Raw genomic sequence first — 15,280 nt, 5'->3', positions numbered from 1 at the left:
GGAATGTATCAAGTTTTATCATCCGGGTAAAACCGTCCTGGATAAAAGCGCAGCGGCAGCAAGTCCGGTCTGCGAAAAGCCGTGTTTGGCAGGAGTGATAAAATAACAGCCTGAAACAGCGCCGATTTGCTTGATCTGCTTGCGGGCGCCTCATAAATCCAGCTAAAGAGGTCCATATGGCCGAACTATCCGCAACCGTCATTTCCCCTATCGCCGTGCCCGCTACTGCGGAAATCCTGCCTTCCACCACGCCTTCGGGTTCGGTGGGCATCGTATCCCCCCAATATATATCGTTCACCGAGCCGCTCGCATTGACCAGCGGCCAGGTTCTGCCCAGCTACGAGCTTGCTGTGGAAACCTATGGCGTGCTGAATCAGGAACGCAGCAACGCGGTGCTGGTTTGCCATGCCCTGAACGCATCCCACCATGTTGCGGGCATTGCCGCCGACGATCCCAGGGACATTGGCTGGTGGGACAACATGGTCGGGCCCGGCAAGGCGGTGGACACCGATCGCTTTTTTGTGATTGGCGTGAACAATATTGGATCGTGCTTCGGCTCGACTGGTCCGGCCAGCATCAATCCGAAAACCGGCAAGCCCTGGGGCGCGGCTTTCCCCATGCTGACGGTCGAAGACTGGGTGCGTGCGCAGGCCAGGCTTGCCGATCATTTCGGGATTGAAAAGTTCGCGGCGGTGATGGGCGGTTCTCTGGGCGGGATGCAGGCCCTGAGCTGGGCCATAACCTGTCCGGAACGCATAGGGCATTGTGTTGTGATCGCCAGCACCCCGCGCCTGTCGGCCCAAAATATAGGCTTCAACGAAGTGGCCCGGCGGTCCATCATCAGCGATCCGGACTTTCATGGCGGCGATTACTACGCACACGGCAGGGTGCCGAAACACGGTTTGTCGGTGGCCCGGATGGTGGGGCACATTACGTACCTGTCGGATGACGACATGGCAACCAAGTTCGGCCGCACCCAGCGTGCGCCGGCCGACAACGGCGAATTCCATTATGGCTACGACGTCGAATTCGAGGTCGAGTCCTATCTGCGCTACCAGGGCGAGAAGTTCTCCACTTATTTCGATGCCAATACGTATTTATTGATTACGCGCGCACTGGATTATTTCGATCCCTCGCGCAACCATGGCGGCGACCTGGCGCGTGCGCTGCAAGGCGTCCAGGCTGATTTCCTGCTGGTTTCCTTCAGCACGGACTGGCGCTTTCCACCGGCCCGCTCGCGCGAGATTGCGCGAGCGCTGCTTAAAAACAAGCGGCCCGTAACATATGCGGAAATCGATGCGCCGCATGGCCACGATGCCTTTTTGCTGGACGATGCCCGCTATCACGCCGTGGTGCAGGGCTATTACGACCGGATCGCTGCCAAGCTGGGGTTGCCCGAGCGAACCCGGACAACAGGAGTGCTAGCGTGAGCCAGTCAACTGTGGCGCCGCGCCATGTACGCGCCGACCTTAGACGCATTGCAAGCTGGATAGAGCCGGAAAGCCGTGTACTGGACTTGGGCTGCGGGGATGGCACTTTGCTGGCCTATCTGCAGGCCGACAAGAAAGTGGTCGGCGCCGGCGTCGAGCTGAACGACGAACATGTGATTGCGTCGGTGCGCCGCGGCGTGCAGGTGATCCAGCAGAACCTGGAAGAGGGCCTGGCGCTGTTCGACGACCAACAGTTCGACACGGTGGTGCTTTCGCAGACCCTGCAATCCATGCATCGCACCGAGCATATATTGCGAGAGATGGCGCGGGTGGCGCGCTACGGGATAGTTTCCTTCCCCAATTTCGGTTACTGGCCGCACGGCTGGTCGATATTGCGGGGGCGCATGCCGGTAACCGGCGAGATGCCTTACCAGTGGTTCGATACGCCGAATATCCATCTATGCACGCTCAAGGATTTTGAGGCGCTGGCGCTTGCGCTGCAATTGCGCATAACGCATCTGGCCACCTTCAACGGCAACAAGGAAATCAAGTTCTTGCCTGGCTGGCGCAGTACCCTGGCGGTGTATCGCTTCGAATCCCCCAACTGATCAGAGAGGTGCATCATCGCTACATTTTCCAGCGTTTACGCCAGCCCCCGCGTGATTCCCCTTCTGGTGCTGGGGTTCGCAAGTGGGTTGCCGTTGGCCTTGACCAGTGGAACGCTCCAGGCCTGGGCCACCGTTGATAATGTATCGCTGCAGAACATAGGCTTTCTGACGCTGATCGGAACGGCATACACCTTGAAGTTCCTTTGGGCTCCGCTGGTCGACAGGTATGCGCCGCCCGTTCTCGGCCGCCGGCGCAGCTGGATATTTTTCACGCAGATATTGCTGGCGGCGGCCATCGCCTGCATGGGCCTGTTTTCACCCGCCGGACACCTGGGCTTGCTGGCCGCGCTGGCGGTATTGGTGGCCTTCCTGTCGGCGACTCAGGATATCGCCTTTGACGCCTACAGCACCGATGTGCTGCGCAAGGAAGAGCGGGCGGCGGGGGCGGCTGTCAAAGTGCTGGGATATCGCCTGGCCATGATCGTGTCCGGAGGGTTGGCCCTGGTGCTGGCCGATCAGTGGCTGGGCTGGCGGAACATGTATTTCCTGATGGGCGGTTTCATGGCGGTGTGCGCCGTTGCCACCGTCCTGGCCCCGGAACCTGAAGTGGTGGCACGCGCGCCGCGATCCCTGGCCGTCGCGGTGGTCGAGCCGCTGGTCGAATTTTTCAAGCGGCGCGGCGCCCTCACCATCTTGCTGCTCATCGTGCTCTACAAATTGGGCGATGCGTTCGCCGGGGCGCTGTCGACCACCTTTTTGCTGCGCGGCGCGGGCTTCAGCGTTTCGGAAGTGGGAACCATCAATAAGGTGTTCGGCCTTGCCGCCACCATCGTCGGGGCGCTGGCCGGTGGGTCCATCATGGCGCGGCTGGGCCTGTACCGTTCCTTGATGCTGTTCGGCCTTTTGCAGGCCGTGTCCAATTTCGGCTATTGGGTGCTGGCGGTAACGCCGCCTCACGTTTATTCCATGGCGCTGGTCGTGGCGGTGGAGAATCTGTGCGGCGGCCTGGGCACGGCCGCCTTTGTCGCCTTGCTGATGGCCTTGTGCAAGCAGGAGTTTTCAGCGACCCAGTTTGCCTTGCTCTCGGCATTGTCGGCGGTGGGGCGCACCTACCTGGCCGGTCCATTGACGCCGCCCCTGGTCGAGTCGATAGGCTGGCCGGGCTTCTTTGTGATTACGGTGCTGATCGCCTTGCCGGGCCTGATCCTGCTGCGCTTGCGCAAGGCCGAGATCGACAGCCTGGATACGGTGTCCTGACATGCTGCTGGCCCTGTACCTGATCGCCATCACCGCGGAGGCCATGACCGCCGCCCTGGCGGCGGGCCGGCGCGACATGGATTGGATAGGGGTTTGCATCATTGCCTGTGTGACGGCGCTGGGCGGCGGCACCTTGCGCGATGTGGTGCTGGGCCATTACCCGGTAACCTGGGTGCTGCATCCGGAGTACTTGTGGATAACGGCGGGGGCGGCGTTGCTTACCGCCTTGATCGCGCCGGTCATGCGGCGCTTGCGCAGTCTTTTCCTGTGGCTGGATGCCCTGGGGCTGGTGGTCTTTACTGTAATCGGCTGTCAGATCGCATTGCGCATGGAACTGCCCATTACGGTGGTGCTCATCAGCGGCATGATTACCGGCTGCGCGGGCGGCATGCTGCGCGACATCCTGTGCAACGACATTCCCCTGCTGTTGCGCAAGGAGCTGTATGCCAGCGTTTCGGTATTGACAGGCGGCTTGTTCATAGGCGCGCAGCATCTGGGAGTCGGTCTGAATCTCTCGATGATCGCGTCCATGTCGGCGGGCTTGGCCCTGCGCATGCTGGCGCTGCGCTTTAACTGGCAGATGCCCAAGTTCGTTTACCGCGACGAATGGCGCTGAGCCATCTTATCCAACGAGTCGCCCTGAACCAAGTCGCGGCCGAGCGGCATTGACCTGCGGAGTTGATCTGCGTAATAATGCGGATCATTCTCAATATCAATTTCTATCCAGGCCCATCATGCCAACACGCCTATACCTGCACGCGGCGATCATCGCCGCCTTTGCGGGCGCTCCGGTCTATGCGCAAACCTCTTCGGCGGACACATCGGTCGAGACCTTGGCGCCCGTTACCGTGCAGTCCAGCGCCGATGCCTCCGCCGAGGGCCTGTTGCCCGCCTATGCCGGCGGACAGGTGTCGCGCGGCGGGCGCATGGGTTTGCTGGGCAATCTGGATACCATGGATAGCCCGTTCAACAGCACGCAATACACCAATCAATTGATCAAGGACCAGCAGGCGGCCAGCGTCGCGGACATCTTGCAGAACGATCCCGGTGTGCGAAATGCGCGGGGCTTCGGCAATTTCCAGCAGGTTTACATGGTTCGGGGATTTCCGCTGTTTTCGGATGACATAACCTATAACGGGCTTTACGGATTGTTGCCGCGCCAGTATCTGGCCAGCGAATTCATCGAGCGGCTGGATGTGTTTCGCGGGGCGAATGCTTTCTTGAACGGCGCGGCACCGGGCAACTCCGGCATGGGCGGCTCCATCAACGTGGTTCCCAAGCGGGCGCCGAATGAGCCGCTGTCCGAACTGACGCTGGGTTGGGAAAGCGGCAATCAAGGGTCCGCAGCGGTGGACCTGGCAAGGCGCTTCGGTCCGGACGACAGCACCGGCATCCGGCTGAATGCGGTGCGCCGCGACGGCGGTACGGCCGTGAGCGACGAAAAGCGTGAATTGAGCGCCTTCGGCCTGGGGCTGGACTGGCGCGGCGAGCGTGTTCGGCTGTCGGCGGATTTGGGGTGGCAGGATCACCGCTTGAAGGATCCCCAGCCCAGCATCAATGTCGATGCGGGCCTGCCCATACCGTCCGCGCCCAATGCCGGCACCAATTTGGGGCCGGGCTATATCTATTCCAACGAACGCGACTTGTTCGGCACGATACGCGGGGAGTTCGACATTACCGACAAGGTCACCACGTGGGCGGCGGTGGGTGGGCGCAGCAGCGACGAGTCTTCCTTCATGTCCACGCCCAAGGTGATCAATCAGGCGGGCGACATGACCGTGTCCGGGTCGAAGTTCGCGCGCAAGGATATCGTAAAGACGGGCGAAATAGGCATAAGGGCAAAGTTCAATACCGGCAGCGTCGGACACACCATCAACGCGTCCGCCAACCACTATCGCTGGGACAGCCGCAACGCCTATGTGTTCTATGCGGACAGCGGGAATTCGAATTTGTATGATCCGGCGCGTGTGGCGCTGCCGCAAACGCCGAGCCTCGTCGGCGGAGACCTGGGGAGCCCGCTGCTGACCGATAGCATACGCACCACCAGCTTCGCCATCGCCGATACCATGTCCTTCTGGGACGACAGGGTCCTGTTCACGGCCGGCTTGCGTCACCAGAAGATTTCCAGCAGGTCGTTCAACTACAACACGGGCGCGTCCAACGGGCCTTCGAATACTTCCAGCCGCGTAACGCCGGTGGCGGGCCTGGTCGTCAAGGCCAGCGACCAGATCTCGTTCTACGGCAATTACATCGAGGGCTTGTCCCAGATAAGCGCGGCGCCCAATACATCAGGCTTTCCGGCGCGTCCGGTCATGAACGCCGGCACTACCTTCGATCCAGTCCAGACCAAGCAGAAGGAAGTCGGCATCAAATACGACGGCGGCAAAATCGGCGGCAGCCTGGCGCTGTTCACCTCGGATCAACCTTCCGCTTATGTCGACCCGCAATCGCTGGTTTATGGCGTGTACGGCAAGCAGCGCAACCGCGGCGCGGAGCTGAGCGTCTACGGTGAACCTGTGCGCGGCTTCCGGGTATTGGGCGGCGTAACCTTGCTGGATGCCAAGCAGGTCAGCACGGTGGGCGGCATCAACGATGGCAATCGCGCCATCGGCGTGCCCAGGACCATGGCGAATCTGGGCCTGGAATGGGATGTTCCGGGCACCGGCGGCCTGACGCTGACGGGGCAGGCGGTGTATACCTCGTCCCAATATGCCGATGCGGCCAATAAGCAGGAACTGCCGGCCTGGACGCGTTTCGACCTGGGTGCACGCTATCTTACGGAGCTTGACGGACACCTGCTGACGCTGCGCGCCAATGTCGTCAACGTCGCCAACAAGAACTACTGGGCGTCGGCAGGCGGCTATCCGGGCGCCGGCTACCTGGTCCTGGGCGCGCCGCGCACCGTCATGCTGTCGGCTTCATTGCAGTACTGATCGGCATTTTCATGAGATTGTTTGCGACACTTATACACCGCTGGGCCGGGCTGTTCATTGCTTTGTTTCTGATCGTCTCCGGCTTGACCGGCGCGGTGATTTCGTGGGAGCACGAGATCGATGAATGGCTGAACAGCGATCTGTACAAGATCGAAAGCCAGGGCGAGTTCCGTTCGCCCATTGACCTGATCGATGTCATCGAGGCCGACGACCCGCATGCCCAGGTGGTGTATGTGCCCCTGCATTTCGAGGAAGGGCATGCCGCCACCTATCTGGTGCAGCCGCGTATCGACCTTGCCACGGGCAAGCCGTACTCGCTGGACTATACGCAAGTATTCGTCGACCCGGTAACGGCGGCCATTGTGGGCAGGCGCGATGCCGGCGAAGTGTCGCTGTCCAGGCGCGCCCTGATGCCGTTTCTGCGCGACCTGCATGAAAGCCTGCACATCCCCGCATTCTGGGGTTCCGACCGCTGGGGCTACCAATTCATGGGCATTGTTGCCCTGGTCTGGCTGCTGGACAGCTTTGTGGCGCTATACCTTACCTTGCCGCAGCGCCGCAAGCAGGCGGGGGCCCGTGGCGGATTGGTCAATTCGGACGCGCCGCTGCCCTCGAACGGCCGCGGTTGGTGGCAACGCTGGATGCCGGCCTGGCGCGTGCGTTGGGCAGCGGGCGGCTACAAGCTGAATTTCGACTTGCATCGGGCCGCCGGGCTGTGGGTGTGGGGCGTCATTCTTGTCATTGCCTTCACGTCGTTTTCGCTGAACCTGTACCGCGAGGTGTTCTTCCCCGCCATGTCCCTGGTTTCCCAAGTGACGCCGGGCCCATTCGAAACGCGCCCCATGTCGCCGTTGAATCAACCCATCGAGCCGCGTATCGGTTTCGGACAGGCGCTGGAACTATCCCGCGAGCAGGCCGGCCGGCAAGACTGGGAGCGGCCGCCCGGCGGCATTTTCTATGCGCGCAATCTGGGCTTCTATAGCATTGCCTTCTTCCATCCCGGAGCCGATCATGGCAGTGGCGGCATGGCAATAGCGAATATGTATTTCGACGGCACGGACGGCCGTTATCTGGGCGACTACCTGCCCTGGAAGGGCACGGCGGCGGACATCTTCGTCCAATTGCAGTTTCCCTTGCATTCGGGCCGCATCCTGGGCTTCCCGGGCCGGGTCATGATGTCGCTGATGGGACTCGTGGTGGCCATGCTGTCGATTACCGGAATAGTGATCTGGGCGCGCAAGCGCCGCGCCCGCAAGCAGGCGGCAGGGCGTGATACTTACGATGGCGTCGCCAATCTGTAATGTCGGCGGGATAGCAAAACAGTTGGAATTGTGTTCATATATATCTGACTGTTTCTCCTGGTATACGTAAATGGCTTCCTATGTCCTCGGCACGATGGCAGGATGAATTTCAAGACGATAAAGTTTCGCATACTCGCCCTGGGCGCCGGGCTGATGCTTGCGAATATCGTTTTTCGGTTCATCGTCGCGCTTCCATTCGCACAAGACACGCTGCATCAGCTTATTGACGATCAGCAGCTTGCCATCGCCTCGTATATTGCGCGCGATGTCGAATATAGCGTCAGAAGCCGGCGGGAATTCATTGCCGAGCTGGCGCGCACACTGCCTGCGGAACTGCTTGGCCAGCCCAAGCCATTGCAGGAGTGGCTGCACGAGCGCCACCGCCTGAATCCGCTTTTCGCCGGTGGAATATTTCTTGTCGATCCTCAGGGCAAGCGGATAGCGGTCGGCGAAGGGCCCTGGCCTCCGGAAGAAAAACAGGATTTTTCGGATAGCGCCTGGTTTCAGGCCGCGCTGGCAAGCAATATATCGATTCTTAGCCGCCCTGAGCGCTCCAGCGTGACTGGCCAGCCGATCATTATCGTGAGCTCGGCGGTCCGGAACAACAGCCATCAGCCTGTAGCGGTATTGGGAGGCATCGCGGACCTGAGCGCAGACGGTTTTTTGCGCGACATACAAGAGAATCAATTTGGCCATCGCGGGGGCTTCTTATTGATTTCTCCTGGGGATCAGCTTTTTATCAGTTCCAGTGTGCCCAAGATGATCTTGCAGCCTACGCCGCCGCCGGGAGTGAACCTGCTGCACGACCGTGCGATGGCCGGCTATCGCGGCACCGGCGTAACGGTCAACGCACAAGGGGTTGAGGAGCTTTCCGCCATGGCCAGCGTACCCGGCACCGGCTGGTTTGTGGTGGCGCGCATACCCACGCAAGAGGCGTTCCGTCCGGTGAATGAGTTCCGGATCTTGGTCGTGCAGAGCACATCGGTGGCTGTGATAGGGGTCATGCTGCTTTTGCTGCTGCTGTTGCCGCGCATATTGCGGCCTCTTACCGAAAGCGCTCAGTCCATGCGGGAAATGGCCGATGGAAAGCGCCCGCTGGAGGCCTTGCCCATCGTACGCGACGATGAGGTCGGCGGCCTGGTGCGCGGCTTCAATTATCTATTGGCGAAATTGCGCGCGAACGAGCTTGTGCTTAAAGAAAGGGAAGAGCGCCTGTCTTTCCTGGCGCACCACGATACGCTGACGGGCCTGTACAACCGGCAGATGCTGGAAAGCCGCCTGCAGTACACGCTGGATCTGGCCAAGCGCAATGGGACGAGTTTCGCTCTGCTGTTTTGCGACCTGGATTGTTTCAAGCCCATCAACGACGAGTTCGGCCATTCCATGGGCGATGCCGTGCTGATCCAGGTGGCGCGGCGCTTTCTCGAGGGGCGGCGGCGTTCCGATACGGTGGCGCGCCTGGGCGGGGATGAATTCGTGATACTGCTGGCCAATCTGGCGGACCCCCGCCCGGATGCGGAGCGCCTGGCTCGGCAATATATGGCTTCGATCTGTGCGCCTCATACTGTCGGCAATCACCAGTTCACGCTTGGCGTATCCATAGGGGTGGCGCTGTATACCGGCCAGCCCGTTTCGGGATCGCAATTGATGACGCGGGCGGATACGGCCATGTATCAGGCCAAGCGGGCTGGCCGCTTGCGGATCTGTTTTTTCGACTAGACAATGCGTTTGGCCTCCGTTATGCTGGACGCTGGTTTCTTTACCCAACCGGAGTCGCCATGGATATGTCTGTCGAGAGCACCGTCAGTGCCGCCTTAAGCCTTCAAGGATTCAATGCCGCTCAAGAGCAGCAAAATGTCCTGTTGCGCAAAGTGCTCGACAATCAGGCTCAGACCATTGCCAGCATCATGGACTCCATGCCCAAGCTGGCCACTTTTGGTTCGGTGGGAACGCAATTGCACGTGACGGCCTAGTTTTCCGCGCATCGGCTTTTTTAGGCCTGCATACATTCGGCGCAAGCATATGCTTGCGCCGTTTGCTTTCAGGCCGCTACCTCTTGGCAAAGATGCGCGTCCCCGCCACGCAAGCCACTACGGCAACCGTTGCGGCCATCATGGGCAAACTGACGCTTTCTCCCAGGATGGCGGCGGCCAGCGCCAAACCCATGAACGGTTGCAGCAATTGCAATTGGCCCACGGCGGCGATGCCCCCCTGGGCCAAGCCGCGATACCAGAAAATAAAGCCGATCAGCATACTGAACAAGGACACATAGCCCAGGCCTATCCAGGCGGGCATGCCTATCTGCCGCCATGCTTGCGGCTGCGTGGCGATGCCCAGGGCCGCCATGAAGGGCAGCGACAGCACCAGCGCCCAGGAAATCACCTCCCAGCCCCCCATATGGCGCGATAGGCGCCCGCCCTCCGCGTATCCGTAGCCGCAAGTCAGGATGGCGCCAAGCATCAGCAGGTCGCCGCGCCACGAGGAATGGGCGTCCTGCGCCAGGGCGAATCCCGCCACGCAGGCGCTGCCCAGGATCGCGAACAGCCAAAAAGCGGGGCGAGGCCGTTCCTTGCCGCGTATGACGCCGAAAATGGCGGTGGACAAGGGCAGCAGGCCGATGAAGACCAGGGAGCGCGCCGCTGTGATGTGTTGCAGGGCCAGCGCCGAGAAAAGCGGGAATCCGACAACCACGCCCAGTGCCACGGTCGACAGACTGGCCATGTCCCGTGACGAGGGGCGCCCGCTGCGCTGCATGATAAGCAGGGCAAGAGCCAGCATGCCCGCGATGGCGGCCCGGGCCGCCGTCAGGAATACCGGATCGAAACCAGCCACCGCCACACGGGTGGCGGGCAGCGATCCGCTGAAGATGGCCACGCCCACCAGTCCGTTCATCCAGCCCTTGGAAGCGTCACGCATTATTTCCCCTGTTTTGATTCAATGGCTGGAATAATGATTCTTTCCGTTTCGTCTTACCAGATACACATCAGTACAATTATAAAAATCCGTACTGGTACATATATAAGTACAGTCCAGAAAATACAGTGATGGAAACCCGGAGGTCACATTGGAAGCTATGACGCTGACGGCGCATGTCATGCGCGAAATTCATCAACGCATTGCCGGGCGCCAGTTGATTACCGGAGCCCGGCTGCCGTCCATACGCGCTCTGGCCGGCTATATGAAAGTGTCCAAGTCGACGGTCGTCGACGCTTATGATCGCCTGGCGGCGGAGGGGACGATCTTTGCCAGGAGGGGTTCGGGGTTCTACGTATCGGCGCCCACGCCCCCCCTGTCACTGACCGATATCGGCCCCAGGCTGGATCGCGAGATCGATCCCTTATGGGTGGCCCGCCAGGCGCTGGACTCTGAAGAAGGGCTGCTCAAGCCGGGTTGCGGCTGGCTGCCGCCGTCATGGCTGCCCCAGGACAGCATACGCCGCGCCTTGAGATCGCTTGCCAAAGCCGATGCCGGAGCATTGGCCAACTACGACACGACTTTGGGTTTTGCACCGCTAAGGAAACTGTTGGCCCGCCGGCTTCATGACAGCGCGATCGATGCCGCGCCCGACCAGATTCTGCTGGCCGATTGCGGTACGCAAGCCCTGGATCTGCTGTGCCGATTTCTGCTGGAGCCGGGCGATACCGTGCTGGTGGATGACCCCTGCTACTTCAATTTCCATGCTTTGCTGCGTGCGCACCATGCCAGGGTCGTGGGGGTGCCGTATACGCCGACGGGTCCGGATCTGCCGCGTTTCGAGCGGGCCCTTGCCGAGCACCGGCCGCGCCTGTACCTGACCAACTCGGCGCTGCACAATCCCACGGGCGCGGCGCTTTCGCCGCTGGCGGCCCACCGCGTGCTCAAGCTGGCCGAGCAGTATGACTTGACCATCATCGAGGACGACATCTTCGCCGATTTCGAACCGGAGCCGTCGCCGCGCCTGGCCGCCTTCGATGGCTTGAATCGGGTGGTGCATGTGGGCAGCTTTTCCAAGACGCTTTCGGCCTCGGTGCGCTGCGGCTATATTGCCGCCCGGCCCGAATGGATAGACGCCCTGGCGGACCTGAAGATAGCCACGACATTCGGCGGCAGCCGGCTATCGGCCGAGCTGGTTCATCGGATGTTGAGCGAAGGGAGCTATCGACGGCACACCGAAGGCTTGCGCCTGCGGCTGGCGCATGCGATGGGGCCGGCGGCCGAGCGGCTGGCGACCTTGGGCATACAGCCGTGGATGCGGCCCCGGGGCGGAATGTTTCTGTGGTGCGGCTTGCCCGACGGCGTCGACGCGTTGACGCTTAGCCGCCGGGCGCTCGATCATGGAGTAGTGCTCGCGCCGGGAAATGTATTCAGCTTGTCCCAGTCGGCCGGATCGTTTTTGCGCTTCAATGTGGCGCAGTCGGAAGATTCGCGTCTATTCGATGTGCTGGAGCGGTTGCTGAGCCGGCCTGGCCAAGGGCGCGGGCAGGCGGCCAAGGATGCTGCTCCCAAGCCGCATGGCGCCAGCTATAGCGTGGTTTCGTAGTCTATCGTCAGCGGCGCATGGTCGCTGAAGCGCTGTTCTTTATAGATGGAGGCCGTTTTCGCCGTGGCGGCGATTTCAGGCGAGGCGATCTGGTAGTCGATGCGCCAGCCCACATTCTTGGCCCAGGCCTGGCCGCGATTGCTCCACCATGTATAGGCATCCCCGGTTGCCTCGGGGTATAGGCGGCGGTACACATCCACCCAGCCGATCTCATCGAATACGCGTGTCAGCCAGGCGCGTTCTTCGGGCAGGAAGCCGCTGTTTTTCAGGTTGCCCTTCCAGTTCTTCAGGTCGATTTCCTTATGGGCGATGTTCCAGTCGCCGCACAGGATGACTTGCCGTCCGCATTTGACCAGATTGGTCAAATGGGCAAAGAAATGCTCCATGAATACGAACTTGGCCGCCTGGCGGTGATCGCCGCTGGAGCCCGACGGCAAATATACCGAGATGATCGAGAGCGTGTCATAGACGAGTTCCAGATAGCGGCCCTCGGCATCGATTTCAGGCACGCCCAGGCCTTCGATGACTTGCAGCGGTTGACGGCGTGCATAAACGCCAACTCCGCTATAGCCCTTCTTTTCGGCATAGTGGAAATAGCCGTAATAGCCGGGGGGATTAAGCATTTCGGCCGTCATGTTGTCGGCCTGCGCCTTCAATTCCTGCAGGCAGATGAAATCGGCGTCTTGGGTGGCAACCCAGTCAAGCAAGCCCTTGCTGACGGCGGAGCGGATGCCGTTGAGATTGGCGGATATTACGCGGAGCATCGTATGGCTACTCTGTATCGGTCAAAGCATAGACTTTAACCGATACAGCACCTTATGCGGCGCGATCGTGTTGCGGGCAACCGCTTAGACGGCCCCGAAGCGAAAGCTCGATGCGGTGATGCCGGCGAAGGCCTGGGTCTCGTGGTACACACAGGTTACGGCTTCATTTTCGGCCGCGCCTGCTGCAACCATAAGAGGGATCAGGTGGTCTTCCCTGGGATGGGCCAGCCGAGCCGCCGGCGCGCTCTCCCAGCCGGCAAGCGACTGCGCACGCTGTTCCGTCGGGCTGTGCAGCAGGACTTTTTGCAGCCAGGCATCGAATTGCGCCGATGCTTCGGCCCCGCCGCCGTATATTTGGCGCAGGTTATGGTAGCTCAGGCCGCTGCCTATGATCAGCACGCCTTCGGCGCGCAAAGGGGCCAGGGCGCGGCCAAGCGCCATGTGTTTTTCCGGATCGTAATGCGCATCGATGGACAACTGCGCCATAGGCACGTCGGCGTCGGGGTACATGACAAAGGCCGGTACATAGGCGCCATGGTCGAAACCGCGCTGGCTGTCTTTCTGGATGGGCAGACCGGCGGCCTGAAGCAACTGCAGGACGCGGTCGGCAAGGTCGGGCGCACCGGGAGCGGGATACTGGATGTCGTAGGTATGCGCTGGAAACCCATAGTAATCGTAGACCATGGGCGGCTTGGACGCGGCCATGACCATGAATGTACCGGGAGTTTCCCAGTGTGCCGATACCATCAGGATAGCCTTGGGTTTGTCGCCGATCTGCGCCGGAATGTCGGCCAGCGAGGCGGCAAGCGCCGCATTGCTGGCTTGCATGTCGGGCATATAGGGCCAGGGGCCGCCGCCGTGCGAAATAAAGTAAGTGGGCAGTTTCATATCTAGTCCGAACCGTTCCCGGCGCTGGCCGGGAACGGTGTAAAGAATGCTGGCTTATTCCGATTTGCCGCGCAAAGCGTCGATGCTCCAGGGGCCGGGGCCGGCGAAGATGAGGTAGAAGAAGATGAAGCAGAACAGGACGGCCGCTTCGCCGCCGTTCATGACCGGGAAGAGCAACATGCCTTTGCCGGCGACGTGACCGATGAAGTAGGCGGCTGCCGTAAAGCCCGATGCGACGAACGCGGCGCTGCGCGTGAACAGGCCGATGATTAGCAGGACGCCTGCGATCAGCTCAATAAGTCCCGCAATGCCCATCAAGGAAAAGATCTGCAAGCCTTCGATGGCGTTGCCGGGCATGCCGAAGTACTTTGAGGTTCCGTGCCACAGCAGGCAATAGCCGGTCACAATACGCAAAATGCTCAATACACGTGGAGCCCAGATAGTGCATGAATTGGTCGTCATAGTAATCCCCGTAGGTTTGATGGTGCCGCGTTGAAAAGATGCTGCTTGCTAAAGGCTGGACATTGACCGTCGATGGCCGGCCGGTTGAAAGATGGTTTCGTTGACGAACGGATATGTCAATGATTTACAGCAAGAAAGTTTAATAGAATAATAATAGGAAATATATAGCCTATTTATTATTGATTCATTTCTTTTTAGGAAACAATGGATACCTTGGTCAGCCTGCGGGTGTTTCGCGAGATCGCCGATGCAGGCAGTTTTGTGGCGGCCGCCGAGCGGCTTTCCATATCGGCTCCCATGGCAAGCAAGCATTTGGCCCATCTGGAGCGCGAGCTGGGTGCCCGCCTGTTGAACCGCAGCAGCCGCAAGATCAGCCTGACGGAAGCCGGCGCGCTTTACTACGAGCAATGCCGCAATGCCCTTGAAACGCTTGAGCTGGCCGCTGCGGCGCTGGGTACCGGTGTCGAGGCTCCTCGCGGCACGCTGAAGGTAACGGCGCCGGTCTGGTTTGCCAATCCGCGCATCGTCCATCTAATGGCGGACTACAGGCGCAGGCACCCGGAGGTCGTGCTGGATCTGCGGTTTACGAATCGCAAGGTCGACCTGGCGGCGGAAGGGTACGATCTGGCCTTGCGCGTTACCCGGGACCCTTCGCCGCAATTGATTGCCCGGCGAATTTGCGGGATACGCTTCTATCTGGTGGCGTCGCCCAGTTATCTGATGGACGGAATGCCGGCAACGATTACCGATTTATCCCGCTATAAGGGCATCGTGCCCAATTACCTGAATACCGATGCCTTCGAGTTCGAGGGACCCAAGGGAAAGGTCCGGATACGTTTGGATCCAGCGATGAAATCCGACGATTCCACCTTTTCCTACCATGCGGTGCGAGCAGGGGTGGGGATAGGTTTTCTGCCGGGCTGGCTGGTCGAGGACGACTTGAAGTCCGGCGCGCTGGTGCAGATTCTGCCGCAGTATCGTCAATTGCCTTACGAACTTTATGCCAGCTACATAAGCCGCAGGTACCTGACCTCGAAAGTGCGCTCCTTCATCGATTTCCTGGCCGAATCGTTGGGCAATGGGTCGTTATGACCGATAATGTTGGCTTTCCTCTTCCT

At 60.5% G+C, this 15,280-nt stretch carries 14 protein-coding genes and 1 riboswitch; of the genes, 10 read left to right on the top strand and 4 right to left on the bottom strand.

Annotated features, from left to right (window positions below):
* Window positions 1-108 precede the first annotated feature (108 nt).
* Window positions 109-187: riboswitch (SAM riboswitch) on the top strand.
* The 8 genes from metX to V0R37_RS09485 all read left to right on the top strand — a co-directional run bounded on the left by metX (window position 177) and on the right by V0R37_RS09485 (window position 9,502).
* A complete protein-coding gene (gene metX, locus V0R37_RS09520) occupies window positions 177-1,430 on the top strand; it encodes a homoserine O-succinyltransferase MetX (RefSeq protein ID WP_420374308.1) in 1,254 nt (417 codons plus the stop codon). (Overlaps the previous riboswitch by 11 nt.)
* Complete coding sequence (metW, locus tag V0R37_RS09515) at window positions 1,427-2,038, top strand: methionine biosynthesis protein MetW (RefSeq protein ID WP_420374307.1); 612 nt, start codon at window positions 1,427-1,429, stop codon at window positions 2,036-2,038. Before metX ends, metW begins: the two co-directional genes overlap by 4 nt.
* Before the next feature lie 12 nt (window positions 2,039-2,050).
* On the top strand, window positions 2,051-3,295 hold the full coding sequence (locus V0R37_RS09510) for a muropeptide transporter (RefSeq protein ID WP_420374412.1): 1,245 nt from the start codon (window positions 2,051-2,053) through the stop codon (window positions 3,293-3,295).
* A 1-nt stretch (window position 3,296) separates the two neighbouring features.
* Window positions 3,297-3,911: a trimeric intracellular cation channel family protein gene (locus V0R37_RS09505; RefSeq protein ID WP_420374306.1), complete on the top strand. Its 615-nt coding sequence runs from the start codon at window positions 3,297-3,299 to the stop codon at window positions 3,909-3,911.
* A gap of 118 nt (window positions 3,912-4,029) precedes the next feature.
* A complete protein-coding gene (locus tag V0R37_RS09500) occupies window positions 4,030-6,228 on the top strand; it encodes a TonB-dependent receptor (protein WP_420374305.1) in 2,199 nt (732 codons plus the stop codon).
* Window positions 6,229-6,239: 11 nt separating this feature from the next.
* Complete coding sequence (locus tag V0R37_RS09495; RefSeq protein WP_420374304.1) at window positions 6,240-7,529, top strand: PepSY-associated TM helix domain-containing protein; 1,290 nt, start codon at window positions 6,240-6,242, stop codon at window positions 7,527-7,529.
* Between the two features lie 102 nt (window positions 7,530-7,631).
* Window positions 7,632-9,248, top strand: coding sequence for a diguanylate cyclase domain-containing protein (locus V0R37_RS09490; protein WP_420374303.1), 1,617 nt, complete (start codon window positions 7,632-7,634; stop codon window positions 9,246-9,248).
* 59 nt (window positions 9,249-9,307) lie between these two features.
* The gene (locus V0R37_RS09485; protein WP_420374302.1) at window positions 9,308-9,502 is read left to right on the top strand and encodes a hypothetical protein; all 195 of its coding nucleotides are present in this window, start codon (window positions 9,308-9,310) and stop codon (window positions 9,500-9,502) included.
* 76 nt (window positions 9,503-9,578) lie between these two features.
* On the opposite strand, the gene V0R37_RS09480 is transcribed toward V0R37_RS09485, so the two are convergent.
* Window positions 9,579-10,445, bottom strand: coding sequence for a DMT family transporter (locus V0R37_RS09480; protein ID WP_420374301.1), 867 nt, complete (start codon window positions 10,443-10,445; stop codon window positions 9,579-9,581).
* A gap of 157 nt (window positions 10,446-10,602) precedes the next feature.
* Between V0R37_RS09480 and V0R37_RS09475 the strand changes: the two genes are divergently transcribed.
* On the top strand, window positions 10,603-12,048 hold the full coding sequence (locus V0R37_RS09475) for an aminotransferase-like domain-containing protein (protein ID WP_420374411.1): 1,446 nt from the start codon (window positions 10,603-10,605) through the stop codon (window positions 12,046-12,048).
* Here the strand turns inward: V0R37_RS09475 and V0R37_RS09470 are convergent.
* From V0R37_RS09470 to V0R37_RS09460, 3 genes are all read right to left on the bottom strand, one after another.
* Window positions 12,030-12,812: an exodeoxyribonuclease III gene (locus V0R37_RS09470; RefSeq protein ID WP_420374300.1), complete on the bottom strand. Its 783-nt coding sequence runs from the start codon at window positions 12,810-12,812 to the stop codon at window positions 12,030-12,032. The two genes, V0R37_RS09475 and V0R37_RS09470, sit on opposite strands and share 19 nt — an antisense overlap.
* Before the next feature lie 84 nt (window positions 12,813-12,896).
* On the bottom strand, window positions 12,897-13,700 hold the full coding sequence (locus tag V0R37_RS09465) for a DODA-type extradiol aromatic ring-opening family dioxygenase (RefSeq protein ID WP_420374299.1): 804 nt from the start codon (window positions 13,698-13,700) through the stop codon (window positions 12,897-12,899).
* Between the two features lie 54 nt (window positions 13,701-13,754).
* A complete protein-coding gene (locus V0R37_RS09460; RefSeq protein WP_420374298.1) occupies window positions 13,755-14,162 on the bottom strand; it encodes a DoxX family protein in 408 nt (135 codons plus the stop codon).
* A gap of 204 nt (window positions 14,163-14,366) precedes the next feature.
* Between V0R37_RS09460 and V0R37_RS09455 the strand changes: the two genes are divergently transcribed.
* A complete protein-coding gene (locus V0R37_RS09455; protein ID WP_420374297.1) occupies window positions 14,367-15,254 on the top strand; it encodes a LysR family transcriptional regulator in 888 nt (295 codons plus the stop codon).
* Window positions 15,255-15,280: the final 26 nt, after the last annotated feature.

Origin of the sequence: Pollutimonas rozaliensis (assembly GCF_048751585.1) — a bacterium.
Classification (GTDB): Bacteria; Pseudomonadota; Gammaproteobacteria; order Burkholderiales; family Burkholderiaceae_B.
This window is presented reverse-complemented; position numbering and strand designations above follow the sequence as displayed.